Origin of the sequence: Cognatiyoonia sediminum (assembly GCF_900129845.1) — a bacterium.
GTDB lineage: Bacteria > Pseudomonadota > Alphaproteobacteria > Rhodobacterales > Rhodobacteraceae > Cognatiyoonia > Cognatiyoonia sediminum.
This window is the reverse complement of the sequence record NZ_FQXB01000005.1, coordinates 60820-85591: the sequence shown is the minus strand read 5'-3', so window position 1 is coordinate 85591 and position 24772 is coordinate 60820. Positions and strand designations below refer to the sequence as shown.

Below are 24772 nucleotides of genomic sequence, written 5' to 3'. Positions count from 1 at the left end.
TTTTTGCCATTGGGGTCATTTGGAATATCTGTTGTTATGACTGATATAGTCCTTGAGGAGCATTGTCATGGCTGACGCCGAAAATCTGGTCGCAGAAATCGAAGCACTAGGCGAAAAGCTCGGCGAAGCCCGCGCGAGTATATCTGAGCGCTTTATCGGGCAAGAACGCGTTGTGGACCTGACCTTGTCTGCACTGATTTGCGGAGGCCATGCCGTGTTGATCGGTCTTCCCGGCCTCGGTAAAACACGCCTTGTCGATACGCTTTCGACAGTGATGGGGTTAGATGGAAACCGCATCCAATTTACACCTGACCTTATGCCTGCTGACATTCTGGGGTCTGAAATTCTCGATACGGATGCCGATGGGGCTCGGTCCTTCCGGTTCGTTGAAGGCCCGATCTTTTGCCAGCTTCTGATGGCCGATGAAATCAACCGCGCCTCACCGCGCACTCAGTCGGCGCTTTTGCAAGCGATGCAGGAGAAAGAAGTGACAATCGCGGGTGCGCATCGTCCGCTCGGAACACCATTCCACGTGCTCGCTACGCAAAACCCGATTGAACAAGAAGGCACCTATCCCCTGCCCGAAGCACAATTGGACCGCTTCTTAGTTCAAATTGATGTCCCCTACCCAGATCGCGAGACAGAACGTGACATTCTGATTGCCACCACAGGTGCGACTGAAAATGAGTCGACATCCGTGTTCACATCCGAAGAACTCCTTGCCGCACAAACTCTTTTGCGCCGGATGCCCGTTGGCGACAACATCGTCGAAATGATCCTCGATCTGGTGCGCAAATGCCGTCCCGACGCCGATGCGCCCGAGACTGTACGCGCTTCTGTAAGCTGGGGTCCAGGCCCTCGTGCGGCCCAAGCCCTGATGTTAACCGTGCGCGCCGCAGCGCTTCTCGACGGCCGCCTAGCGCCATCCGCCGAAGACGTTCAAACTATGGCCGTGCCCGTCTTGAAACACCGCATGGCCTTGTCCTTCGCCGCCCGTGCAAGAAGCGAAGATCTAGACGCTTTGATCGAGACCCTCGCCGCTGACTTAACCAGCGGGTCAGCTGCGGCATGAGCCAACCGCTCGCGCTCAGATCAGAAGCAGAGGCACTTGCTGCCCCAATGCCAGCACTTCTGGCGCAAGCGGAGCATTTGGCATCAACAGTCATTCTAGGAGAGCATGGGCGCAGGCGCGCCGGTGTTGGGGATACATTCTGGCAGTATCGCCCAGCTCAAGCGAGCGATACCGCGCGATCGATCGATTGGCGTCGCTCGGCGCGGTCAGACGCAGCATTTGTTCAGGACAAAGAATGGCAGATCGCCCAATCAGTGTTGTTCTGGGTCGACCAATCGGCGTCAATGCGGTTTCAATCTGACGCAAATATCCAATCAAAGTCTACCGCGGCGCGCGTTATAGCGCTTGCCGCCGCCATCCTCCTGCTGCAAGGCGGCGAACGCGTTGGCCTAACAGGTCTCCGCCTCCCGCCAAAAAGGGGCGAGGCGCAAATTCGACAAATGGCAGAGCAGCTGGCAGAGGATGCAGAGGTCGACTATGGCTCGCCCGAAGCGCAGGGCATGTTGCCCCATTCACGCGCTGTGTTCGTCAGCGATTTTCTGGGAGACATGGCCCCAATTGAAGGAGCCCTAATGCGGGCTGCTGATCGGGGGGTCTCAGGCGCTTTGCTACAAATCCTTGACCCGCAAGAAGAGGCGTTTCCGTTCGATGGGCGCACGGTGTTTGAGTCGATGGGCGGAACGCTGCGCCATGAGACGCTCAAAGCAGGCGATCTGAAAACCAGATATGAAGACCGCTTGAGGGAACGCAAAGACCGGCTCGACCACCTTGCCAAAGTCACCGGCTGGCAGTTTCGGACGCATCATACCGATAGACCGGCAACCTCGGCCCTCTTATGGCTTTATCAAGCGATGGAGCGGCGAAACTGATGTGGCCTATCGGTCCAATTGGATTTTTGTCGCCTTGGCTGCTGCTAGGTCTGCTGGCGTTGCCAATCCTTTGGATTTTGCTGCGTGCTGTTCCCCCTGCACCGATACGCCGCCGGTTCCCCGGAGTGGCACTGCTCATCGGGCTAACCGACGACGAAAGCCAGACAGATCGAACCCCTTGGTGGCTTCTCTTGTTGCGCATGATGGCCGTCGCCGCTGCGATCATTGGATTTGCCGGACCCGTCCTAAACCCGCAAAATCAAGAGACGGGCGACGGACCGCTTTTGATTATCGCTGATGGGACATGGGCCGACGCCCGTGATTGGAACGCTCGGATTGAGCGTATCGACGCCCTGCTGAACGACGCGGCGCGCCAAGGTCGGCCGGTTGCCCTTCTGTCGTTGACTGACCTACCAGAAACGACCCTCTTCCAATCTGCAAGTGCCGTGGCGCAAACACTTCCAAACTTACAACCAAACCCATGGGAACCCGCCGAAGACGCGCTTTTTGACTGGATCAATACGCTGCCTGGTGACTTCGACACATATTGGTTGTCAGATGGGTTGGCGCGAAAAAGCCGGGACTTGCTATTGACCGACTTTGAAGCGCGCGGCAGCGTGACCGTATTTCAAACGCCGCGCCAGACATTCGGTCTGCGCCCTGCCCGTTTCGTTGATGGTGAAATCCTCGTTTCTGCTACACGAACCCCAATCGGAAATGACACAACGATCCCAGTCGTCGCCATTGGTCTTGATCCAGCAGGCGTAGAGCGGCAATTGGTGACTGTTGACTTGGATTTCACAGCCGGTGAACCCGTCGCAGAAAGAGCAATTGTTGTCCCGCCGGAATTGCGCAATCGCATCACCCGTTTTGAGATCGATGGCGTGCGCTCGGCAGCTGCCATTAGTTTGACCGACGACGCTCTGAAGCGACGCGAAGTGGCGCTGTTGTCCGGCGCTGGTGATCAGGAACAGCTCGATCTGCTTGACCCTCTGTTTTACCTGCGCGAGGCTTTGGAACCGACCGCTGATCTGATCGACGGCACTTTGTCGGATATGCTTCTGGCCAATCCAGATGCAATTGTTTTAGCCGATTTCGCAACGCTCGCAAGTGATGAAACAGAAGGCCTGCTCGAATGGGTAGAAAATGGTGGGCTGCTGGTGCGTTTTGCGGGGCCAAGGCTCGCTGCAAGTGAAATTGGGCGATCAGACGAAGACCCGCTATTGCCGGTACGCCTGCGCCAAGGCGGGAGGAGCATCGGTGGTACTATGAGCTGGGGAGAGCCAAAAGCGCTTGCGCCCTTCGCAGAAACCTCCCCGTTCTTTGGTTTGCAAGTGCCAGACGATGTCGAAGTCACGGCTCAAGTGGTGGCGCAACCTGATCCGACACTCGCGTCCCGCGTTATTGCGCAACTTGCCGATGGAACGCCTCTTGTGACGCGCAAGCAAGTTGGCGAGGGGTCAGTCATCTTGTTCCACGTCACTGCCAATGCCGAATGGTCGAGCCTTCCGTTGTCTGGGCTTTTCGTTCAAATGCTTGAACGCCTCGCGATTTCAACGCGCCCCAGCGATATTGAGGCTGGCGAACTCGAAGGCACAACTTGGTTGCCAGAAGATGTGCTGGATGCCTTTGGACGTCTCTATGACGGCCGAACACTTGCCGGGGTCGACGGCAGCCTCCTTGAAAATCCGTCGCCGGGTCCAGAGCTACAGCCAGGCCTTTACAGCGGCAATGATCGGTTGATTGCGGTAAACGTTATTGATGCGGAAACGGCCCTCGCGACGGCGCAATGGCCAAACAGCGTAACAGTGGAAGGCCTAGACGTGAGCGAAGAAACTGACCTCAAAGGATGGTTCTTGGCTGCCGCCACGTTGCTTTTGGCCATTGATGTCATCGCCTCGCTCGCGGTTGGCGGGCGTTTGAGGGGCCCGCGCGCGGACATAACTGCAGCGCTGCTTGCGTTGGTTCTACTCACGCCGCAATGGGCAGAGGCTCAAGAAGACGAGTTCGCTTTGAATGCGACCTCGAACGTGGTTCTTGGCTATGTGCTGACGGGCGATGAGCACACCGATGAAATTTCGGAAGCAGGCCTTCGCGGGTTAAGCCGGACACTTTTCCAACGCACAACAATCGAACCCTCTGCACCTGTCGGTGTGAACATCGAGACAGATGAACTCGCCTTCTTTCCATTTCTTTACTGGCCAATCACTCCAGACCAAGGGCTTCCTTCCCGTGAAGCCTATGGAAAGCTCAATCGTTATCTTCGCTCGGGCGGAATGATCCTCTTTGATACCGGTGACGCTGATAACGCGTCGTTCGGGTCAAGCAGCCCCGAGGGGCGTACATTGCGCGCTATCGCGAGAACGCTCGACATACCTGCATTGGAACCGATCCCGCAGGATCATGTTCTGACCCGTACATTCTACCTGCTGCAAGATTTCCCCGGTCGCTACGCGAGCCGCGACATCTGGGTTGAAGCTGCGCCAGCCGACGCTGAACTGGCCGAAGGGATGCCCTTCCGCAATCTCAACGACGGTGTGACACCTGTGGTCATCGGTGGCAATGATTGGGCCCGTGCATGGGCCATCGACGACGTCGGAAACCGAATGTTCCCAGTTGGGCGTGGCCGGACGGGTGAGCGTCAAAGGGAATTGGCGTATCGGTTTGGTGTGAATCTGATCATGCACGTACTGACCGGCAACTATAAATCTGATCAGGTTCATGTTCCTGACCTCCTGGAGAGGCTTGGGCAATGACGAACGAGATTATCCTAAATCCCCTTTTGCCAATCATCCTGATCGCGCTGATCGCGATCCTAGCTGGCATCACCATTGGTTTGGCCCTGTATCGACGTCTATCCGGCTGGTGGTTACGCGGGCTGGCGGGACTTGTCTTGATCGGCGCTCTTTTGAATCCATCCCTCCAACAAGAAGACCGCGCGCCGCTGAGCGACATCATTCTGTTGGTTGTCGATGAAACGGCGAGCCAATCCATCAGTGACCGAAGTGCCCAAAACGCAGAAGCAATCGCCAACATCGAACGAGAAGTTTCGCGTCTACCCAACACCGAATTGCGCATATCGACAGTCGCTGATGGCGAGGGGGATGCGGGTACTCAGCTGATGGCCGCATTATCTGATGCTATGTCCGAAGAACCACAGGGGCGGATCGCTGGCGCAATCCTACTGACAGATGGACGCTTGCACGATTTAGAGCGAACGCCCAACATGCCCGCCCCACTTCATGCGCTGATAACTGGGCAGCCCGACGATTGGGATCGACGTTTGGTCATCTCAAATGCGCCGGCCTTCGCCATTTTGGGCGAGTCTGTCTCCCTCACGCTTCGCATCGAAGATCAGGGTGCTGCTCCCGAAAACTCAGGCGTTGTGCCGCTTAACATCAGCATCGATGGGGGCGCGCCGTTGACGTTCGACGTTGCCATTGGGCGAGATATAGAACTACCGGTCAATCTTCCGCACGGCGGTATGAACGTGCTGCAATTCGAAATTCCGACCGAAGATGGTGAGCTAACTGGCCGGAACAACGCGGCGGTGGTTCAAATCAACGGGGTGCGCGACCGACTACGGGTATTGCTGGTGTCGGGAGAGCCGCACGCAGGCGAACGCACTTGGCGCAATCTGCTCAAAGCCGATGCGTCTGTCGATCTCGTGCACTTCACCATTCTCAGACCACCCGAAAAACAAGACGGCGTTCCGGTGAACGAACTGTCTTTGATCGCCTTTCCAACGCGAGAGTTGTTTCTTGAAAAGATCGATGATTTCGATCTGATCATTTTTGACCGCTACCGCAGGCGCGGCATCCTGCCGTCGCAATACCTCGACAATGTGGTGAATTACGTTGCCGATGGTGGCGCGGTATTGGTGGCCGCTGGGCCAGAGTATGGTGGCGCAGAAAGCATTTATCGCTCTCCCCTCGGCTCGATCATACCGGGGTCTCCAACCGCACGCGTGTTCGAACGAGGATATAAGCCGCTCGTCACGGATATTGGCGAGCGACATCCGGTTACAGAGGGTTTGGATACGCAAGCTGTCATTGAAGAAGACAACCCAAGCTGGGGCCGCTGGTTCCGCTTGGTTGATGTTGAGGTACCAAATTCGGCGACAACTCTGATGAGCGGGCTGGACGAACGCCCATTGCTGTCGCTCGAAAGGATCGGCAACGGGCGGGTTGCTCTATTGGCGTCAGATCATTCTTGGCTGTGGGATCGTGGCTACGAAGGCGGCGGCCCGCAGGCTGAATTGCTCAGGCGATTAGCGCACTGGATGATGAAGGAACCAGAGTTAGAGGAAGAAGCGCTTTGGGTTGAGCCATCCGGCCAAACGATGCGCATCATCCGGAGGACGCTGGAAGAGAGCCAAGGGTCCGTGACAGTCACGCACCCCGATGGCACGGAAACTGAATTGACACTCGATCAAGTTTCCCCTGGCCGGTTCGAGACGCTTTGGGACGCGCCAAGTATCGGGCTTTATCGGCTCACTAATGGCGACGAGGAGGCTGTTATCGCTCTGGGCCCAGCGGCACCGCGAGAATTTGAGCAAACGATCGCGACTGATGAACTCCTCTTACCGGCTCTCGACGCCACAGGAGGCGGTGCGGTTTTGGTGTCTGACGGCGATATTTCTTTGCGGACCGTTCGCCCAGGTCGTCCCGCTGCCGGTCGCGGCTGGCTTGGGATTTCCCCTCGCGAAGCCTACGAAACCGCCGATATCAGCATCGCCCCGCTACTGCCTGCATGGGCGTTCCTACTGCTCGCCAGCGGTTTGATCATTGGCGCGTGGGTAAGAGAAGGCCGCAGCTAGCGCTATTTCGGCAAAACGAACTCTGTCGTGGTTTCGTTCCATCCGTCCACATTTTCGCGTGCTCGAATATAAACGACATCCATGTCCTCGGGGATCAAAATACCGGACTGAGACCGCGTGAACGGCTGTTCGTTCACATGTGGATGCGCCAATTCACGAATTCCGAGCCGGTTGCCATCCGCGTCCAACACTTCCCAAGCGTCGGCATAGTGATCCCAGCCCGTATCTGGATGTTGGAGGGTCACTGAAAACCGCCAAGTGTCGCCAGATTTTGAGGCGTCGACGGCTACGATTTCGACCGGATCAGCAACAGCAGCACCGGCACATAGAAATAAAGAAGCTGTAAGAACTCTCATTCTTTTCCATTTATCAGAATGCTGCGCGGAACGGATGCAAATTCTCGTGACCACAGCACCCAGATCACAATAAGAGTCGTCAGGAAGAGCGCCGGTGTACCAAGAATCCAGCCAAGCGAACCCAACGCATAGTACAACGCCCTAAGCCCGCGGTTAAAATTTATGACCGCACGGATGTTCAATTCGGCGGCCTGCATCGCGCGGTCTATTGCGTCAGGCGCGTTTGGATCATTTGGAACCGCAGCCATCATGACCGTGCCATATCCAAAAACGCGATGTGCCCAGACGAATTTTAGGAAGGCATTGGTGACAAAGAACGCAACCAAAGCAAATTTCAGCTGCCAAATCAGGACAGACATTTCGACTAATCCGACTTGCTCGACCACGCCACGCAAAGGATCCGCGTTACCCATTAATGCGAGCAATCCACCTAGAACCAGAATACTTGTCGACGCAAAGAACGCGGTACCTTGTCTCAATATTCCAAGGACTTGGCTATCAAAGATGCGCGGATCTCTATCCACGAAGACCTTGGCCCAGTCTCTATGGAACTGCGCCATCAGCATTGTGACTGAACTGCGCTTAGGGGACGGATGCTCGATGCGCCACCCAATTAAGAACCAAGAGCCGACGACAAATGCAACGGCTATGAAATCGATGATCGGGAGTTGGTCGAGCGCTGAGAAATGTTCCATGCCGCACAGTATGTCGCGGCATTCCAGCTTGCCAATCCGATAAATTGGTTATATTAATTTACCAATTACAGCAAAGGAGTCTCTCATGGAGATGCCACAGCCAGACCAATCGATCCTAAACCGCAAGAATATGATCGTTGAGAAACTGCACTCGGTTCTACCGGCCGATGCGGTCATTCATGACCCTGCCGAAACACGCGCCTATGAATGCGATGGTTTGGCGGCCTACAAATGCCCCCCACTCTGCGCCGTTCTTCCAGCGACGACCGAAGAAGTGGCTGCTGTGCTAAAAATTTGCCATGCTGAAGGCATTCCTGTTGTGCCTCGCGGCTCTGGCACGTCACTTGCTGGCGGTGCGATGCCAACTGCGGATAGCGTGATCCTTGGCGTTGCGCGCCTTAACCAAGTGATCGAAACGAATTATCCTGATCGCACGATCACAGTTCAATCTGGTCGCACGAACCTGAGCGTCACAGGCGCGGTTGAGACCGACGGGTTCTTTTACGCCCCGGATCCCTCTAGCCAATTGGCCTGCGCGATTGCTGGCAATATCGCTATGAACTCCGGCGGGGCGCATTGTTTGAAATACGGCGTGACGACGAACAACCTGCATGGCGTCAAAATGGTGATGATGGATGGCACTATCGTAGATATAGGCGGGGCGCATTTGGACGCGGGCGGGCTTGATCTGCTCGGCGTGATCTGCGGTTCCGAAGGTCAGCTTGGTGTTGTGACAGAAGCCACTCTGCGCATCTTGCACAAGCCAGAAGGCGCATTGCCCGTCCTGATGGGTTTTGACAGCGCAGAGGTGGCAGGTGAGTGCGTGTCCGACATTATTAAGGCGGGCGTTCTTCCCGTCGCAATCGAATATATGGATAAGCTATGCATCGAAGTCTGCGAAGACTTTGCCAAAGCGGGCTACCCGCTGTGCGAAGCCTTGCTGATCGTAGAGGTTGAAGGGTCAGAGCTGGAAATCGAAGAACAGCTTTCAAAGATCAAAGCGATTGCACAGACGCACAACCCAGTAGAGCTGCGAGAGGCCAACGATGCCGACGAAGCCGCTCGCATCTGGCTCGGGCGTAAGTCTGCTTTTGGCGCGATGGGCCAGATCAATGACTACATGTGCTTGGATGGAACGATTCCGGTGTCGGAGCTTCCGTTCGTGCTCCGTCGGATTGGTGAGCTTTCCAAGGAATACGGGCTAGATGTGGGCAATGTCTTCCACGCAGGCGATGGGAACATGCATCCTCTGATTTTGTTCGATGCAAACACGCCGGGACAGTTGGAAACGTGTGAGGCGCTTGGTGCGGAAATCCTGAAACTTTGTGTTGAAGTGGGTGGATGTCTGACCGGCGAACATGGTGTTGGCATTGAAAAGCGCGACCTGATGAACGCGCAATATACCGACGCGGATTTAGAAGCTCAGATGCAGGTCAAAGATGTGTTCGACCCGAATTGGCTTTTGAACCCCGCAAAAGTTTTCCCACTCAAAGACAGCGAAACGCGCCGTGCGGCGGCATAGCTCTCGACGTTCAGAAGTAAGTAGTCAAAATGATTGAGCCCAAGACAGAAGCCGAGTTGGCCGAAGCTTTGAAGTCCGCGAACGGCCCACTGCGTATAAGTGGCGGTGGTACCAGAGATTACGGACGCCCCGTGCAGGGCGAGGTGATCTCAACGTCCAAACTTTCGGGCATCACGCTCTACGAACCCGGCGCGCTCACGATCGTCGCTCAGGCCGGAACTCCGGTCTCTGAGATTGAGGCCGAACTCGCCAAGAACAATCAGCGTTTGGCTTTCGAGCCGATGGATCACCGCGCTATCCTAGGTCAAGAAGGAAGCCCTACGATCGGCGGAGTGATTGCCGCCAACGTAAGTGGCCCACGCCGCATTTCGGTCGGCGCTGCCCGTGATTTTCTTTTGGGTGTTCGCTTTGTGGATGGTGAAGGCAAGATCATCAAGAACGGCGGGCGCGTTATGAAGAACGTGACGGGCTATGACCTCGTGAAGCTCATGGCTGGGTCTTTTGGCACGTTGGGGATACTGACCGAGGTGTCCTTGAAAGTGATGCCTGCTGACGAAACAGCCGCGACACTCATCCTAAACGGTTTGGATGTAGAACAAGCCGTTGCTGCCATGTCTTCGGCACTTGGCTCGCCTTACGACGTAACAGGTGCTGCGCATATCCCAGCCTCTGGACATACGGTTGTGCGGATCGAGGGTTTTGAGAAGTCGGTCGCCTATCGCACCGAAAAACTTACCCAACATCTGAGCGCAATTGGAACCGCTGAGATTATCAGCGGCGACGCTCACGATCTCCTTTGGCAAGATGTCCGTGATGCAAAAGCGCTTAGCGGTGCCGAAGGCGACATTTGGCGGGTCTCAGTCAAACCATCTGATGGGCCAGCTGTAATTCAAGCTGTCAATCCGACATCTTACCTGATGGATTGGGGCGGCGGCCTCATCTGGATGGAAACGCCATCGGGCACTGATGTTCGTGCATTGATCCCTGACATCGCGGGCCATTCAACTTTGATCAAGGCATCCCCTGCGATCCGATCCGAAATCGCGACGTTCCAACCCGAACCGAAACCACTGGCCCTCATTTCAAACGAGCTTCGCTCAAAGTTCGATCCTCGCGGGATCCTGAACCCGGGATTGATGAGCTAATGCAAACCAACTTTACACCGGAACAGCTAACAAACCCCGGCACGGCCCGCGCCAACGAGGTGCTGCGCGCATGCGTTCACTGCGGGTTCTGCACCGCGACCTGTCCAACCTATCAAGTCTTGGGCGACGAATTGGATAGTCCGCGTGGGCGCATCTATCTGATGAAAGACATGCTCGAAAACGAGCGTGAGCCTGACGCGAAAACGGTCAAACACATCGACCGCTGCCTGTCCTGCCTAGCCTGTATGTCGACCTGTCCCTCAGGTGTGCATTATATGCACCTTGTCGATCATGCACGCGCCTACATTGAAGAACGGTATCAGCGCCCTTTCATGGATCGCGCTTTGCGTTGGACACTGGCGCAAATCCTGCCCTACCCCAATCGCTTCCGATTGGCCCTGCTTGCTGCGAAGATTGGCCGCCCTTTTAAGGGACTGATGCCCGATCCGCGGCTGCGCGCCATGCTGGATATGGCGCCGAAGCAGATCCCACCTGTAAGCGCAAATGACGAACCTCAAGTGTTCGAAGCACCTGCTAAGAAGATGCGCGTGGCGTTGATGACAGGCTGCGCGCAAAAAGCACTGAACACCGACATCAATGACGCCACAATACGATTGCTCACTCGGCTTGGCGCAGAGGTCGTCGTCGCTGAAGGCGCCGGATGCTGCGGTGCACTGACCCACCACATGGGCAAGGAAGATCAGAGCCATGCATCAGCAGCCGCCAACATCAAAGCATGGCAAAAAGAGATTAACAATGGCGGGTTGGACGCCATCGTCATCAATACGTCAGGCTGCGGTACGACCGTGAAGGACTACGGGCATATGTTCCGCAACGATCCTTTCGCAGAGGAGGCGGCAGAGGTTTCTAAGCTCGCAATGGACATCTCTGAAGTGCTGATGAAGCTCGACCTACCGGAAGGTGAGAGCAAGAATATGAAAGTCGCCTACCATGCTGCCTGTTCTTTGCAGCACGGTCAGCAAATCAAAACGCACCCGAAGACCCTGTTGAAGAAATCGGGCTTCACGGTGCTGGAACCAGCGGACCCGCATCTGTGCTGTGGCTCTGCCGGTACTTACAACTTGATGCAGCCCGAAATCTCTGGCCAGCTGAAGGAACGCAAAGTCCAGACACTGGAAGCCCTGACGCCGGACGTGATCTCTGCCGGTAACATTGGTTGCATGATGCAGATTGGCAGCGGGACCGATACACCGATTGTCCACACAGTCGAACTGCTCGATTGGGCAACCGGAGGACCAAAGCCTCGCGCAATGGATCCAGACACCACACGCCCAGGTTTCATACCAATACTGCGATAACGCCTTAATCTCGCCGTATCATTTTATCACTAAACCGGCTTTAAGAGGTTTATGATGAAACACGTTTTGATTGCGATTTTGGCTTGGCTCGGCGCGGTATCGGTCGTTTCGGCACAAGAGACAGATTTAAGAACGCTTGAAACGGGCGCAGATGTTCGTGGTTGGGAAGCGGTTGGGCGGTTGGATTTTCGCGATGGGTTCTGTACCGCGGCAATGATCCGAGACAACTTGATTTTGACAGCGGCGCATTGTGTTTACACCGATGCGGGTCGTATTCGCGATGCTAACGAGTTTACATTTAGCGCTGGTTTACGTTCTGGCCGTGCAGAGGCGACGCGCGGTGTGCATAGCCTAGTCGCGCACCCTCAATACGAACATTCGCCGAATTCTATCGAAGATAAAAACGTCGCGGTCGACATCGCCGTTCTTCGGTTGGATCAACCTATCCGCCGCGCACGTATCCAGCCGTTCCGCATCGATGAGCAACCCACTCAAGGCGATCAGATCGGCGTCGTGTCCTACGGTCGTGGCCGGTCCGAGGCCCCTAGCCTTCAAGAGGTCTGTTCCGTCCTCGGTCGTCAAACCGGCGTGGTCGTGATGACATGCGACGTTGTTCAAGGATCCAGCGGGTCGCCCGTCTTTACGCTGAGCGACGGTGCCCCTCGGATCGTTTCGGTGGTCTCTGCCATTGCGCAGGTGGGTGAAGATAAGGTGAGCCTTGGCACATCCCTACGCGAACCATTGCAAACGCTTCTGTCGCATTTCGCCTCTCTAGGACCAGCGCGCCCTGGTGGCACGCAAAGGGTCATGCGTGTCGGGGAACGTAACGACACAGGCGCGAAATTCGTTCGACCCAGCAACTAGCACTCTTGAAATAGGCCGCGGGCCTTCCCAAATCGATATCATCGGGATGCCAATGATGGGTCCCGAAAATCAATCGCCCGTCCGTGAATGGAGGGCAACATAGTTATCGCTTTGAGAAGGATAATCGACATGCGTCGTTTTGATATGACACCCCTGTACCGTGCCACTGTTGGCTTTGACCAAATCGCAGACCTCATGGATCGCGCCCTCGCCAGTGACGTCGGCCAGAACAGTTACCCTCCATATAACATTGAGAAGACTGAAGAAGACGGATGGATGATTTCCATTGCCGTCGCCGGTTTCTCCGACACTGACCTCGCAATCGAAGTCAAAGAACGGTCCCTCGTGATCACCGGGCGCAAAGCTGACGAAGGAAAAGATCGAAAATACCTACACCGTGGTATCGCTACGCGCGCATTTGAACGCCGCTTTCATCTGGCCGACCACGTCAAAGTAACAGGTGCGAGCCACGTTGACGGCATGTTGAACATCGACCTGCTTCGCGAAGTACCTGAAGCACTGAAGCCACGTCAGATCGAAATCAGCAAAGCTCCGTCAAGCGATGCAAACGTGATCGACGCTGAGAAAGTGAACTAGGTCTCAGACTTGAACGAAGTCACCAGACGCCGCCCAATCGGGCGGTGTTTTTTGTGCGTAATGGTCAATGCGCCTCTGCCCAGTTGGCGCCCTGACCCGCATCCACGGCAAGCTTGACGTCTAAACGAACCGCTGGATCGCTGGCCCCTTCCATGACCTCGCGCGCTGTCTCGATCAGCTGATCGACGCCATCCTCGGCAACTTCGAATATCAATTCATCGTGCACTTGCAAAAGCATTTTAGCAGGCTGGCCCGCGATAGCGGCCGGCATCCTAATCATGGCGCGGCGGATCACATCCGCTGCTGTTCCTTGGATCGGAGCATTGATCGCCGCGCGCTTTGCGAAACCTGCATGCGGGCCTTTGGCGTTAATCTCTGGCGTATTGATCTTGCGACCGAACAATGTTTCCACGTAGCCATGCTCTTTCGCGAAGGCGACGGTGTCATCCATATAGGTTCGTATGCCGGGGAACCGTTCGAAATAACGATCGATAAAGCCCTGCGCCTCCGCCCGTGGGATACGCAAGTTGCGTGCAAGCCCAAACCCGCTGATCCCGTAAATCACACCAAAGTTAATCGCTTTCGCCTGGCGCCGGATATCTGGCGTCATTTCATCAAGCGGAACGTCGAACATCTCCGAAGCAGTCATCGCATGAATGTCGTGCCCATCTTTGAACGCCTGTTTGAGCGTATCGATACCGGCGATATGTGCGAGGATGCGAAGCTCAATCTGTGAATAGTCGAGCGATACGAGCGTCTTACCAGGTTCCGCGACGAATGCTTCGCGAATACGACGGCCTTCCTCCGTCCTCACCGGAATGTTCTGAAGGTTAGGATCATTAGAGGCCAACCGGCCAGTGTTGGCCCCAGCGATGGAATAGGACGTGTGAACCCGACCCGTTTCCACATTGATATGCGTCTGAAGGGCATCCGTATAGGTGGATTTCAGCTTGGCCAGTTGGCGGTAGTCCAAAATTCGGGCCGGAAAATCATGTTCGGTGGCAAGGTCTTCCAACACATCGGCAGGTGTTGACCACTGGCCGGTTTTGGTTTTCTTGCCCCCCTCCAACGCCATTTCGTCGAACAGGATTGTGCCAACCTGCGCGGGGCTTTGTACGTTGAATTCACGCCCCGCCAATTCGTAAAGCTCGGCCTCTAGCCCTGCCATTTTTTGGCTAAAGGCATTCGACATCCGCGACAGCGTATCCCGGTCAACTTTGACGCCTGTCCTTTCCATTTGGGCCAACACCGGCACCAAAGGACGTTCCAACGTTTCGTAGACAGTCGTGACGCACTTTTCATGCAGTTGCGGCTTGAACAGTTGCCACAGACGCAGTGTAATATCCGCATCTTCCGCGGCATATTTCACAGCGTCCTCGATTGGCACACGATCAAAGGTGATGGCGGATTTTCCTGTCCCCAACAGCGATTTGATCTCAATTGGCTTGTGATTGAGGTACCGTTCTGACAGCCCATCCATCCCATGATTATGCAGGCCTGCGTTCATCGCGTACGACATCAGCATCGTGTCGTCCATGGCTGCAATATCGATGCCGACACGCGCGAAAATCTTTGCATCGTACTTCATGTTCTGACCGATTTTCAGAACCGAAGGGTCTTCCAACACAGGCTTGAGGAGCGCGAGCGCTTCGTCCAAACCCATCTGTCCTTGAGCAAGTTCATCCGACCCGAACAGATCGTCGGATGCAGACGCCTTGTGGGTCAGCGGGATATAGCAAGCGTCCCCTGCCTCAACACACAAGCAGATGCCAACCAGATCTGCTGTCATCTCGTTCAAGCCTGTGGTTTCAGTATCGACAGCCACATAGCCACGCTCTCGAATGCGCCCAATCCAGTCTTCGAGGGTCGCCGCATCGGCAACCTTCGAATAGGTTGCCTGATCGAACGGCACCGCTTCAGCTGCAGAGGTTTCAATAGGTGTCGGTGCGACATCGGCAATTACGGGCGCTTCGATCCCCAACTTATCCGCAATCCGTTTGGTCACAGTGCGGAATTCCATTTCCGCAAGGAACCCCATCAAAGTTTCTGGATCGGCGTCTTTGATTTCCAAGCTGTCGAGATCGAACGGCAATTCCATGTCGCAGTCTAATTGCACCAGTTGCTTGGACAATTCGATCTGGTCCCGGTTATCGATCAAAGTCTGACGCCGCTTGGGCTGTTTGATTTCTTCTGCGCGATCTAGAAGCTCTTCCAAAGAGCCATATTCATTTATCAGCAACGCGGCTGTCTTGATCCCAATTCCGGGCGCACCTGGAACGTTATCAACGCTATCACCGGCAAGCGCCTGCACATCAACCACCCGCTCCGGCCCGACGCCGAACTTCTCATGCACGCCATCAGTATCGATCCGCTTATTTTTCATCGGGTCGAGCATTTCGACACCGCCACCGACCAGCTGCATCAAGTCTTTGTCAGACGAAAGGATCGTCACACGACCGCCCGCATCGCGCGCCTGATGGGCCAATGTCGCGATTATATCGTCAGCCTCGAACCCCTCAATCTCTTCACATGCAATGTTGAAGGCCCGCGTTGCGTCACGTGTCAGTGGGATTTGAGGGCGCAAATCCTCTGGCATCGCCTCTCTGTTCGCTTTGTATTGGTCATAAAGATCATTACGAAATGTATGGCTGCCTTTATCGAAAATCACGGCCACGTGGGTCGCGGCGTCTGGGCCGGTGTTCCCCTCGACATAGCGCTGAAGCATGTTCACGAAACCGCTGACCGCTCCCACCGGCAATCCATCTGATTTCCGCGTGAGCGGGGGCAGAGCGTGATAGGCGCGAAAAATAAACGCCGACCCATCAATCAAATGAAGATGACAGCTTTTACCGAATTGCGTGGTCATGTCGCGCTCCCCCAGTCAATCGTTCATCTAGTTTCGCATGAACCGGAGGAAGGGACCAGAAGGATCAGGCTTGATCTTTGAAATCTTCGTGGACGTATTTCGCGTCGCAATATGGGCATTCAACCCAACCTGTATCCGTCGGAATTTGCAGATACACGCGCGGGTGTCCAAAACCACTTTCGCCACCGTCGCAAGCAACGCGATAGTCTTTTACAATCTTGGTTTCCGGTGCGGGACGTGTCATGGCTGGCCTGTCTGTTGATGCGGAGGTAATCCGCCTTAACTCAAGCATTCATATCGCAGGCCTGCGCTGGGGAAAAGACGCCAATGACCGCCAATGCTATCGAAATTTCTGGCCTAAGAAAGACTTATGCCGCGTCCAAAACGCAAGAGGCAAAAGTCGCTTTGAAGGGGATCGACCTGAATATCCCCCAAGGATCTATTTTTGGTCTCTTGGGGCCAAATGGCGCGGGAAAGTCGACACTAATCAACATTCTAGCCGGTCTGGTCACGAAATCCGAAGGGTCGGTCAAAATCTGGGGCTTTGACCAAGATGAAAACCCGCGCCAATCGCGGGCGTCCATTGGAATCATGCCGCAGGAACCCAATCTGGACCCATACTTTACCCCTGCTGGATCCCTAGATGTTCAAGCAGGCCTTTATGGTGTTCCGCGCATGCAGCGCAAGACAGCGGAGATTCTCGAGCTGATCGGTCTAAGCGACAAAGCCAATGCCTATGCGCGCTCCCTTTCCGGCGGAATGCGCAGGCGCCTGCTACTCGGCAAAGCATTGGTTCATAGTCCTCAAATTTTGGTGCTAGATGAGCCAACCGCTGGGGTGGATATCACTCTGCGCAATCAGCTTTGGGAAAATGTGCGTCGGTTGAATGATGAGGGCATGACCATCATCCTCACCACGCACTACCTCGAAGAGGCGGAGCAAATGTGCGATGAGATCGCGATCATCAACCATGGGGAATTGATCGTCCGCGACACAACATCAAACCTACTATCCAAGCTCGACAGTAAGACTTTGGTCATCACCCCTGCCGAAGCAGTATCCCGTGTCGTCCTGCCTGCCGAGATATCACAGCAAACAACAGAAGACGGCGCGCTTCGCTTATCCTATCGACCTGCAAACATCTCAGACAACGAAGTCCTCGATCACCTTCGGCAAGCGGGCGTGGTCATCAAAGACATTCAGACGGATATCCCAGATCTCGAAGATGTTTTCTTGTCGCTGACAGAATAATCAGTCGCGCGGCAACATCCGACCAAGCTGTTGGCCACCGATGATATGCAGATGAAAATGCGGTACGTCTTGGACACCATGGGTTCTGGTATTCGCGATAGCGCGAAACCCGTCAACTACACCGGTGATGCGACACACCTCTGCCACGGCCGCCATAAACCCCGCCTGTTCCTCTGCTGAGGCGTCGCGGGCAAAGTGATCGAGGCTCACGTATGGACCCTTTGGAATGACCAGAACATGCACTTGCGCTTGCGGCTGAATGTCGTGAAAGGCAAGCGCGTGCTCGCTTTCAAAAACCGTGCTGTTCGGGATTTCGCCCCTCAGAATTTTCGCAAAGATATTCTGATCGTCATAGTCAAACTGCATCTAAAATCATCCATCAAAGAGGTAAGGCGTTGCCGACAACTCTTGCGCCACTTCGGGTGTCACATCAAGGAAAGACCCAAGGATTTCAGCATTTTTCGCTTGGCTATGGTCTTGCTGAATGCGGTGGTAGCCTTGGAAATTACTGTCCTGAATGCGTTCACTTTCAAAGGCTATATCGTAGCGGATTGTCGGGATAATTTGTCCAAGCGTTTCTTGACTGGAGTCAGGTGCTGCCAAACCTACGCGTTTGGCGTGCCCAATAAGGTATTCGTCAGAGAAATCGCATTCGACCTCCAACAGCCGAGCACGAGACCGGTCGGAAAAGAAATCCTCCAAAAGATCGATATTCGCGGTGTCCAAACAAATGACGAGCTTTTCCGTTTCGTAGTAGTCAAACAACATCCGCATAAGAGAGCGCCTATGGCGTGTTCGTTTGGCCAGTGACGTCTGAATGCCGCCAAGATCCGGCAAGTCAGTTTGATCTTCGTTAAATAGATAGTCGATCGCTGGAATGTCCGTGTGGTTTCTAATCGATGCCGAAAGGCGTTTAGCAACGTGCCACTTCTTACAAACGATCACGAACAATTCTCGATCTCTGCCAAGCGTTGCCTCTGCTTCCCAAAACCGAGGAGCAAACCGCCTGCCAATCCGGCCGCGTCCCGTCAAAAATTTGAAGAGGTTCCAGCCTTCGGCGGAAACGTTAAAATCCTCTTGGTCTGACGCGTAAAGCTTACCGAGACGAGACTTCAATTCAGCAGCTTCCGGGCTGATCTTGCGGGCAAATAGGCCGTCTTGCCCGATCAACAGATCATAATGATCATTATAGAACGTCAGCGGCATTCCGTAGTCGGTGAACATCAAGAAGGTCAGCGTACGTGTCTTGATTTCATCCGCAGGCACCAGGTGGCGCACCAGAGTCTGAAAGAATGTCTCATCTGGAATCCAAGTTGTTTTGAAGAACCGAACAACGTCCCGCCGCTCTTTCACAAAATTGAGGATCCACTCAATTGTACGACGCCGCAGGCACCACCACTGCGACCCAATCATGATTTGAATGTCGTTCGGAACCTCTCGGGTGATGCCAAGCTTGCGTTGCGTCCAAAAACTCCAATAGAACCGTCGCTTCTGTGTGCGCTCATTGAACCAGTGGCGATAAATCAATCGTTCTTCTTTGAGGCCCGTCTTAATCCAATCACTTTCGAAGTAATCGAAGCTCTCAATATAATCGACGTCGTTGGCGTCCAAAAACTTATGTGCGTATTTTGCCGATTTGATCGACATGCAATCGCCAGACACCATGTAGAAATGAGTTGCTCGCGGAAACGCGTCGACTGCTGCTTCGACCGCATACAAAGTTGCTTGTACAAGGCTCCATTCCCCCCAACCGCATTTGATCCGTTTCTTGGCAAAAGCGACGTTTGGATTGCCGTAGAGTTTTTTTCGGATGAGGTCATATGCCTCTTTCGGTGCCCGCGCATCGAAGTGAATCGAGATGTAATCTCCGACAGCCGTGAACTGTTTTGCTTGCTGTATGATGGCCTCTGGGTCTTTATGACACAGGAGGATGAATGCTATTTTTGCCATTCTCGAAACAGTCGGTGTATTATCGGGCTATTGTTCGGAACTAATAACAAGAAGCGACATTGAATATACAGGGTTTCTTTGCCGTAAAGGCTCAACTAATACAGTGTCCCAAGGCGAGCAATTTGTCCAACAGCTCGCGCGGAGGCTGACATATGGGTTTTCCAGGGACCTGGATGACGGAAAGCGAGAGCGTCGTCTATCGCGTCGTGCCTAAATGCGCGTGTTCGACCATTGGGCAAATCATGTACTATTCCGATCACGGTGAGTTCTTCGATGGCGACATTCATGATGCAAAGGGTGGCATGCACAAATGGGCGTTGGAAGACAGCCAACCTCTGATCACCGCCAACATTGAAAGCCACAAAAGCTACGCTTTCACCTGCGTCCGAAACCCCTACACCCGCATTCTATCTTCGTTCTTTGACAAGATTTGCGGCATTCAGCGCAACGGCAAACGCTATCGCGGCAACCTGGTCCCTCTGCTGATCCAGAAATACGGGATCGAGGTCGGCGATCCTGAAACCGGCTTTGAATTCGACCAGATTAAGTCGTTCCGCCGCTTTCTGCTCTTTGCGCGCGACACCATTCGGTGGCGCCGCCCGATGGAGCCTGACATTCACTGGTCAGCCATGTCCGGCCATATCTCAACGTTCATTGTGAATGGTGGTAAATACGATCGCATTTTTTGGACGGAACATTTCAACGACGGTATGAAAGCCGTTTTGGATGAAATTGAAACGCCCAAGCCTGTAGACATCACAAAAATCCCTCGCTTTAACGAAAGCGAAGGACATGGGCCAAAGCGGGCCTTCCCGGTGGAAGACTATTTTGACGATTTGTCGATGCATTTGGTCTACGAAATCTACAAACGCGATTTCCAGCTCTTCAAATATGACTTTGAAGACCCGTCGAACAAAATGCCAACCGGAGAGATTGATCTGACGGAAGTCCACGCAAAGTTAGGAGAATGACGGCCGGATATTCAGGCAATCCGCTTTGGAAAAAGCTTGGATTGAATGAAGGGCAAACCGTCTGCCTGATGAACCCGCCTAAAGATTACTTGGACCTACTTGGCGAAGGTCGACCGGATGTAAGTTTTGAATACGAACTTCGAACCGGCGGAGCGGTTTATCATATCTTTTCATCAGCTCGCGCGGAGCTAGAGCACTTACTCTCTGAATGCTTAGCCTCAATGGCGCGTGATGGAATGATCTGGGTAAGCTGGCCAAAGAGAGCCTCGAAAGTAGATACTGACATAACCGAAGATGTGATCAGGGAGATCGCATTGTCGGGAATTTTGGTTGATGTGAAAGTCTGCGCGGTGGACGCAACTTGGTCTGGGCTTAAGTTGGTAATCAGAAAAGAACTGCGTCAGTAGAAAAAGGCCCCAAAATGACATTGGTACTCTTGCTTGGAAGCGGGCCAAACGTGTTGACCGCTAAGGATTGGTCAGATGTGCCATTTAACCACATTGTCGCGATCAACAACGCTTGGCGCGTCCGACCTGATTGGACGCATCTTGTGCATCCTTCTGACTTCCCTGAGGATCGGATGCCTCCACAGATGGCGCCTGATCAAAAGGTCATTCAAGCGATAGACTACGTCCCGCTCCAGAACCAATACGGAGGTTTCGTCTACGCAGGTGGTACAATGGCCTTCACAGCGAGTTATTGGGCTTTAGCCGCCCTCAAACCAAGAGCAATTGCGGTCCTAGGGTGCGACATGGTTTATCCGAAAACCGAGCGGACCCACTTCTATGGCAAGGGAACTGCTGATCCACTGCGAGAGGACAAAACCCTTCGAAGCCTAGAAGCAAAGTCCGCACGACTGCTGGTGAAAGCAGCTCAACAAGGTTGCGCTATGGTGAACCTGAGCAAAGAAGAGAGCCGGTTGGTGTTTCCAAGAACAGATGTCGCTGATGTTGGCGCACTTAAACCAGCGTCGTTCAACGAAGAATTGGTTGCAGCCGCCGAGGCAGAAGAGACACGTTTGGATTACTATGTCCCAAGCGGGAAATACTGGAAAGTAGAAGACCGTTTCGACGTTGATGCCATCGACGCGCTTGATGCGCTTTGGCTCAGATCAGTCCGGCGTCCTTAAACAACACTTTTAGATCGGCTTGAGGACGAGGGCCAATATGCCGGATGACCTCAGCAGCGGCCACAGAGCCCATTCGACCGCAAACATCAAGCGGCTGGCCGGTTGCCATGCCATAGATGAACCCCGTCGCAAACTGATCCCCTGCCCCTGTCGCATCAACCGGCGTGATCGATGTAACCGGCACCTCGACCCGTTCTCCGTTGCGTATGAGCAGGATCGGATCACCTGAGCGAGTGCAAGCGATTGTGTCGCACGCCGCCGACCCTTGGGCCAATGCAGCATCCAGATCGTCTGTTTCGTAGAGCGTCTTCCACTCATCTTCGTTGCCTAGCGTGAAATCCAAGTCCTCTTTGATGAGCCGTTGAAAGCCTTCACGATGGCGATCCGCACAGAACGGATCAGAAAGCGTGATACCCGATTTCCCGCCGGCAGCATGCATCAAGCGTGCCGCTTCACTAAACGCGGTCTTCCCGTCATCCTTGTCAAAAAGGTAGCCTTCCAAAAACAGGAACTTGCTGCCACCGAACAAATCGCCGGACACATCGCCACTGTTTAGGTCAGCACCAGCGCCGAGGTATGTGTTCATCGAACGCTCCCCATCCGGGGAGACAAAAATCATCGACCGCGACGTGGGCGCATCTGCATTCTGAACCGGAGCATTCGGGAACGCTGTTCCTGCATCTTCCATACCTTTGGCATAGAACCGGCCCAGCGCGTCATCTTTCACCTTACCAATAAATGCAGTCGTCAAACCAAGCCCGCCAAGTCCGGCAATCGTGTTCGCAACAGACCCGCCTGGTGTTTCGACCCGATCCCGCATGGCCGCATAAAGAACCTCTGCGCGGTCTTTTTCGACAAGCTGCATGATCCCTTTTTCGATGCCCATCTGATCAAGGAACATATCTTCAGCAGGAGAAATCACATCGACAATTGCATTGCCGATCCCAATGACGTCGAAATTGCTCATAAGTTCTTGTCCTCAAACATACAAAGGTCGCGGATCAAACAGGCCGCGCATTTTGGTTTTCTCGCGACGCAAGTATACCGTCCGTGTAGGATAAGCCAGTGGTGCGCATGAAGTTGAAAGTCCGCTGGGATATTGTCCTCAATCGCGCGCTCGACAGCATCGACATCCTTTCCAGGCGCTATGCCGGAGCGATTTCCAACGCGAAAGATATGAGTGTCCACCGCCTGCGCTGGTTGCTGCCACCACATATTAAGCACGACATTTGCTGTCTTACGGCCAACGCCGGGCAACGACTGCAAAGCCGCACGCGAATTCGGAACAACGCCGTCATAGACATCGACCAAAATCTGGCTCATCTTCATGACGTTTTTGGCCTTTTGGCGATAAAGGCCGATGGTCTTGATATGGTCCGTCAGCTCATCGATCCCCAGATCAAGCATCTGCTGCGGCGTCTCGACCTTTTTGAACAAGGCTTCCGTCGCCTTGTTCACACCTTTGTCGGTTGCCTGCGCCGACAAAGCCACCGCCACGACCAAAGTATAGGCGTTGGTGTGGTTCAGCTCGCCTTTCGGCTCCGCCTCAGCTTCCTGAAACCGCTCAAAAATCTCTCGGATCGTATTGTAGTCAAGTTGCTTTGCCATCCGAAAATCTATGCGCAATTTTCGGGTCGCCTGCAATCATTGCTTTTCCTAGGTTAGCTACATGGAACAGAACGACTCATATCATTACCAAGTCATCGCGCGCGCGATTGAACTGATCGATGCGCATGACAGCGAACCACTTTCGCTGACAGAGCTTGCGCGGCAAATGAACATGTCTCCGGCCCATTTTCAGCGGCTCTTTACCCAATGGGTCGGTGTCAGTCCGAAACGCTATCAACAGTACCTCGCCCTCGGGCACGCCAAGTCGCTTTTGCGAGATCGTTTCACGACACTTGAAACATCGAATGCTGTTGGACTTTCCGGAAGCAGCCGACTGCATGATCTGTTTGTGCGCTGGGAAGCAATGACCCCAGGAGACTTTGCTAAAGGTGGATCAGATTTAACGATAAATTGGGGGTGGTTTGAAAGTCCGTTTGGCCCTGCTCTCCTGATGGGCACAGACAAGGGAATTTGCGGCTTGGCCTTCTCTGCCGTGACGGGCGAAGACGAAGCAATGGTGGACATGACATCACGATGGCCTAAGGCAAACTTTGTAGAAAACCCTGAGGCAATCCGTCCATGGGCCGAGGCGACGCTCTCGCTATCTGGTGAAACCAGGCTACACATGATCGGCGCACCGCTTCAGCTAAAGGTTTGGGAAGCTCTTCTGATGATCCCGCCGGGTCATGTGACGACCTACAGCGAGATTGCAGAGGCAATTGGCAAGCCAAAGGCCGTTAGAGCCGTTGGGACAGCAGTTGGGAGAAACCCTGTTAGCCTTTTGATCCCTTGTCATCGCGCCCTTCGGAAATCAGGGGCCCTCGGTGGCTATCACTGGGGGTTAGCGGTCAAGCGTTCGTTGCTGGCATGGGAATCTGCGCGTGAAGATGCCGCCGCCTAGTGCGAAAAAGTAAGCGGAAACCCGCCTTTCCAAGCGCCGTTATTGAATAGCATCGGGAATTTCGCCTTAATGTGAAGCATCGACAGGCGTGGCAGATTGCGCCACCTAAAAATAATGGAACCAGTACAATGGCATTGACAAAATTCCCTCTTCTTCTCGCCGCAGGCTCGCTCGCATTTGTTGCGGCTTGCGATGGTAGCTCTCCAAATAACAACCAAAACGCGCAGCAAGGTGCTTTGATCGGCGCGGGCGTAGGCGCACTAACTGGCATTCTGACAGGCGATAGCGTTCAAGATCGTCGGCGCGGTGCTGTTTTTGGCGCAGCTCTAGGTGCAGCGGGTGGTGCCGCGATTGGCAACCAGCTCGACCAACAAGAGGAAGAGCTTCGCGCCTCCCTCGGCAACAACGTGGGCATCGTGAACAATGGTCAGAACCTGACTGTGACGCTCGCAGAAGACATTTTGTTTGCGACCGAGAGCACAGCGGTGTCAGCAGCTTCTCAAACTGAGCTTCAGACCTTAGCAGGATCAATCAATCGTTTTCCTGACACGTCCGTCAGCGTGATCGGTCACACAGACAATACTGGCAGTGCCGAATTCAACCTCGATCTTTCGCAACGCCGCGCACAGGCTGTAAGCAGCGTTCTGATCGGCTCCGGCGTGTCGCCAACACGTATCGCATCGATTGGGCGAGGCGAGGATGCTCCGGTCGCGACGAACTTGACCGAAGAAGGTCGTCAAGCCAACCGCCGCGTCGAAGTGGTCATAATTCCGAACGGTTAAGCTCGAACTAAGTACACGAAGGGCCGCTTCATGCGGCCCTTTTTTGTTGGCGAAGT

23 protein-coding genes are annotated in these 24772 nt (G+C 54.3%); 15 read left to right on the top strand and 8 right to left on the bottom strand.

The genetic code is table 11. The features are described from left to right. Positions 1-67 precede the first annotated feature (67 nt). From BUA85_RS13795 to BUA85_RS13780, 4 genes are read left to right on the top strand one after another with little or no spacing between them, the layout of a single operon-like run. Entirely contained in the window at positions 68-1072 is a 1005-nt protein-coding gene (locus tag BUA85_RS13795; protein ID WP_072902078.1) for an AAA family ATPase, read from the top strand. Further along, positions 1069-1941 carry a DUF58 domain-containing protein gene (locus BUA85_RS13790; RefSeq protein ID WP_072902077.1) on the top strand — a complete coding sequence of 291 codons (873 nt, stop codon included), beginning with the start codon at positions 1069-1071 and terminating at the stop codon, positions 1939-1941. Before BUA85_RS13795 ends, BUA85_RS13790 begins: the two co-directional genes overlap by 4 nt. Next, the gene (locus tag BUA85_RS13785; RefSeq protein WP_072902076.1) at positions 1941-4697 is read left to right on the top strand and encodes a DUF4159 domain-containing protein; all 2757 of its coding nucleotides are present in this window, start codon (positions 1941-1943) and stop codon (positions 4695-4697) included. The genes BUA85_RS13790 and BUA85_RS13785 overlap by 1 nt, the downstream gene beginning before the upstream one ends. Further along, the gene (locus tag BUA85_RS13780; protein WP_072902075.1) at positions 4694-6760 is read left to right on the top strand and encodes a hypothetical protein; all 2067 of its coding nucleotides are present in this window, start codon (positions 4694-4696) and stop codon (positions 6758-6760) included. The genes BUA85_RS13785 and BUA85_RS13780 overlap by 4 nt, the downstream gene beginning before the upstream one ends. Positions 6761-6762: 2 nt before the next feature. On the opposite strand, the gene BUA85_RS13775 is transcribed toward BUA85_RS13780, so the two are convergent. Together BUA85_RS13775 and BUA85_RS13770 are read right to left on the bottom strand one after the other, a co-directional pair. Next, complete coding sequence (locus BUA85_RS13775; protein ID WP_072902074.1) at positions 6763-7116, bottom strand: hypothetical protein; 354 nt, start codon at positions 7114-7116, stop codon at positions 6763-6765. Beyond that, entirely contained in the window at positions 7113-7811 is a 699-nt protein-coding gene (locus tag BUA85_RS13770) for a DUF599 domain-containing protein (protein WP_072902072.1), read from the bottom strand. The genes BUA85_RS13775 and BUA85_RS13770 overlap by 4 nt, the downstream gene beginning before the upstream one ends. Before the next feature lie 85 nt (positions 7812-7896). Here BUA85_RS13770 and BUA85_RS13765 point away from each other — a divergent pair, with 85 nt between their 5' ends. The 5 genes from BUA85_RS13765 to BUA85_RS13745 all read left to right on the top strand — a co-directional run bounded on the left by BUA85_RS13765 (position 7897) and on the right by BUA85_RS13745 (position 13258). Next, entirely contained in the window at positions 7897-9333 is a 1437-nt protein-coding gene (locus BUA85_RS13765; RefSeq protein WP_072902071.1) for an FAD-linked oxidase C-terminal domain-containing protein, read from the top strand. A 32-nt stretch (positions 9334-9365) separates the two neighbouring features. Further along, positions 9366-10478, top strand: coding sequence for a glycolate oxidase subunit GlcE (gene glcE, locus BUA85_RS13760; protein WP_072902234.1), 1113 nt, complete (start codon positions 9366-9368; stop codon positions 10476-10478). Then, entirely contained in the window at positions 10478-11797 is a 1320-nt protein-coding gene (glcF, locus tag BUA85_RS13755) for a glycolate oxidase subunit GlcF (RefSeq protein WP_072902069.1), read from the top strand. The genes glcE and glcF overlap by 1 nt, the downstream gene beginning before the upstream one ends. Positions 11798-11851: 54 nt before the next feature. Then, positions 11852-12661 carry a trypsin-like serine peptidase gene (locus tag BUA85_RS13750; protein ID WP_110559103.1) on the top strand — a complete coding sequence of 270 codons (810 nt, stop codon included), beginning with the start codon at positions 11852-11854 and terminating at the stop codon, positions 12659-12661. Positions 12662-12790: 129 nt separating this feature from the next. Continuing rightward, positions 12791-13258, top strand: coding sequence for an Hsp20 family protein (locus BUA85_RS13745; protein WP_072902066.1), 468 nt, complete (start codon positions 12791-12793; stop codon positions 13256-13258). Positions 13259-13322: 64 nt separating this feature from the next. Here the strand turns inward: BUA85_RS13745 and polA are convergent, their stop codons facing one another. Both polA and BUA85_RS13735 read right to left on the bottom strand, forming a co-directional pair. Next, positions 13323-16124, bottom strand: coding sequence for a DNA polymerase I (gene polA, locus BUA85_RS13740; RefSeq protein ID WP_072902064.1), 2802 nt, complete (start codon positions 16122-16124; stop codon positions 13323-13325). Between the two features lie 64 nt (positions 16125-16188). Further along, a complete protein-coding gene (locus BUA85_RS13735) occupies positions 16189-16368 on the bottom strand; it encodes a zinc-finger domain-containing protein (protein ID WP_072902232.1) in 180 nt (59 codons plus the stop codon). A gap of 83 nt (positions 16369-16451) precedes the next feature. On the opposite strand from BUA85_RS13735, the gene BUA85_RS13730 reads away from it, so the two are divergent. Then, positions 16452-17375 carry an ABC transporter ATP-binding protein gene (locus tag BUA85_RS13730; protein WP_072902062.1) on the top strand — a complete coding sequence of 308 codons (924 nt, stop codon included), beginning with the start codon at positions 16452-16454 and terminating at the stop codon, positions 17373-17375. Here the strand turns inward: BUA85_RS13730 and BUA85_RS13725 are convergent, their stop codons facing one another. Beyond that, entirely contained in the window at positions 17376-17741 is a 366-nt protein-coding gene (locus BUA85_RS13725; protein ID WP_072902060.1) for an HIT domain-containing protein, read from the bottom strand. Between the two features lie 6 nt (positions 17742-17747). Next, entirely contained in the window at positions 17748-19325 is a 1578-nt protein-coding gene (locus tag BUA85_RS13720; protein WP_072902059.1) for a DUF5928 domain-containing protein, read from the bottom strand. A gap of 152 nt (positions 19326-19477) precedes the next feature. On the opposite strand from BUA85_RS13720, the gene BUA85_RS13715 reads away from it, so the two are divergent. Genes BUA85_RS13715 through BUA85_RS13705 form a run of 3 tightly spaced genes read left to right on the top strand, consistent with a single transcriptional unit; the run spans position 19478 to position 21425 of the window. Next, entirely contained in the window at positions 19478-20296 is an 819-nt protein-coding gene (locus BUA85_RS13715; protein WP_072902057.1) for a sulfotransferase family protein, read from the top strand. After that, complete coding sequence (locus BUA85_RS13710; RefSeq protein WP_072902056.1) at positions 20293-20703, top strand: DUF3052 family protein; 411 nt, start codon at positions 20293-20295, stop codon at positions 20701-20703. The genes BUA85_RS13715 and BUA85_RS13710 overlap by 4 nt, the downstream gene beginning before the upstream one ends. A 14-nt stretch (positions 20704-20717) precedes the next feature. Then, a complete protein-coding gene (locus BUA85_RS13705) occupies positions 20718-21425 on the top strand; it encodes a hypothetical protein (RefSeq protein WP_072902054.1) in 708 nt (235 codons plus the stop codon). Here the strand turns inward: BUA85_RS13705 and BUA85_RS13700 are convergent. Further along, the gene (locus BUA85_RS13700; RefSeq protein WP_072902052.1) at positions 21403-22392 is read right to left on the bottom strand and encodes an adenosine kinase; all 990 of its coding nucleotides are present in this window, start codon (positions 22390-22392) and stop codon (positions 21403-21405) included. The genes BUA85_RS13705 and BUA85_RS13700 overlap by 23 nt on opposite strands. Continuing rightward, positions 22389-23033 (bottom strand): endonuclease III, encoded by a 645-nt coding sequence (gene nth, locus BUA85_RS13695; protein WP_072902051.1) that lies wholly within the window; start codon positions 23031-23033, stop codon positions 22389-22391. The genes BUA85_RS13700 and nth overlap by 4 nt, the downstream gene beginning before the upstream one ends. Before the next feature lie 61 nt (positions 23034-23094). Here nth and BUA85_RS13690 point away from each other — a divergent pair, with 61 nt between their 5' ends. Both BUA85_RS13690 and BUA85_RS13685 read left to right on the top strand, forming a co-directional pair. Continuing rightward, complete coding sequence (locus tag BUA85_RS13690) at positions 23095-23934, top strand: methylated-DNA--[protein]-cysteine S-methyltransferase (protein WP_072902049.1); 840 nt, start codon at positions 23095-23097, stop codon at positions 23932-23934. Positions 23935-24062: 128 nt separating this feature from the next. Continuing rightward, positions 24063-24716, top strand: a complete 654-nt coding sequence (locus BUA85_RS13685; RefSeq protein ID WP_072902047.1) for a YiaD family glycine zipper/OmpA-like lipoprotein — start codon at positions 24063-24065, stop codon at positions 24714-24716. Positions 24717-24772 lie beyond the last annotated feature (56 nt).

Bases quoted from the DNA above. Each gene is read 5' to 3' on its own strand.
- BUA85_RS13795 (WP_072902078.1), top strand. From the start codon at position 68: ATGGCTGACGCCGAAAATCTGGTCGCAGAAATCGAAGCACTAGGCGAA.
- BUA85_RS13790 (WP_072902077.1), top strand. From the start codon at position 1,069: ATGAGCCAACCGCTCGCGCTCAGATCAGAAGCAGAGGCACTTGCTGCC.
- BUA85_RS13785 (WP_072902076.1), top strand. From the start codon at position 1,941: ATGTGGCCTATCGGTCCAATTGGATTTTTGTCGCCTTGGCTGCTGCTA.
- BUA85_RS13780 (WP_072902075.1), top strand. From the start codon at position 4,694: ATGACGAACGAGATTATCCTAAATCCCCTTTTGCCAATCATCCTGATC.
- BUA85_RS13775 (WP_072902074.1), bottom strand. From the start codon at position 7,116: ATGAGAGTTCTTACAGCTTCTTTATTTCTATGTGCCGGTGCTGCTGTT.
- BUA85_RS13770 (WP_072902072.1), bottom strand. From the start codon at position 7,811: ATGGAACATTTCTCAGCGCTCGACCAACTCCCGATCATCGATTTCATA.
- BUA85_RS13765 (WP_072902071.1), top strand. From the start codon at position 7,897: ATGGAGATGCCACAGCCAGACCAATCGATCCTAAACCGCAAGAATATG.
- glcF (WP_072902069.1), top strand. From the start codon at position 10,478: ATGCAAACCAACTTTACACCGGAACAGCTAACAAACCCCGGCACGGCC.
- BUA85_RS13750 (WP_110559103.1), top strand. From the start codon at position 11,852: ATGAAACACGTTTTGATTGCGATTTTGGCTTGGCTCGGCGCGGTATCG.
- BUA85_RS13745 (WP_072902066.1), top strand. From the start codon at position 12,791: ATGCGTCGTTTTGATATGACACCCCTGTACCGTGCCACTGTTGGCTTT.
- polA (WP_072902064.1), bottom strand. From the start codon at position 16,124: ATGACCACGCAATTCGGTAAAAGCTGTCATCTTCATTTGATTGATGGG.
- BUA85_RS13735 (WP_072902232.1), bottom strand. From the start codon at position 16,368: ATGACACGTCCCGCACCGGAAACCAAGATTGTAAAAGACTATCGCGTT.
- BUA85_RS13730 (WP_072902062.1), top strand. From the start codon at position 16,452: ATGACCGCCAATGCTATCGAAATTTCTGGCCTAAGAAAGACTTATGCC.
- BUA85_RS13725 (WP_072902060.1), bottom strand. From the start codon at position 17,741: ATGCAGTTTGACTATGACGATCAGAATATCTTTGCGAAAATTCTGAGG.
- BUA85_RS13720 (WP_072902059.1), bottom strand. From the start codon at position 19,325: ATGGCAAAAATAGCATTCATCCTCCTGTGTCATAAAGACCCAGAGGCC.
- BUA85_RS13715 (WP_072902057.1), top strand. From the start codon at position 19,478: ATGGGTTTTCCAGGGACCTGGATGACGGAAAGCGAGAGCGTCGTCTAT.
- BUA85_RS13710 (WP_072902056.1), top strand. From the start codon at position 20,293: ATGACGGCCGGATATTCAGGCAATCCGCTTTGGAAAAAGCTTGGATTG.
- BUA85_RS13705 (WP_072902054.1), top strand. From the start codon at position 20,718: ATGACATTGGTACTCTTGCTTGGAAGCGGGCCAAACGTGTTGACCGCT.
- BUA85_RS13700 (WP_072902052.1), bottom strand. From the start codon at position 22,392: ATGAGCAATTTCGACGTCATTGGGATCGGCAATGCAATTGTCGATGTG.
- nth (WP_072902051.1), bottom strand. From the start codon at position 23,033: ATGGCAAAGCAACTTGACTACAATACGATCCGAGAGATTTTTGAGCGG.
- BUA85_RS13690 (WP_072902049.1), top strand. From the start codon at position 23,095: ATGGAACAGAACGACTCATATCATTACCAAGTCATCGCGCGCGCGATT.
- BUA85_RS13685 (WP_072902047.1), top strand. From the start codon at position 24,063: ATGGCATTGACAAAATTCCCTCTTCTTCTCGCCGCAGGCTCGCTCGCA.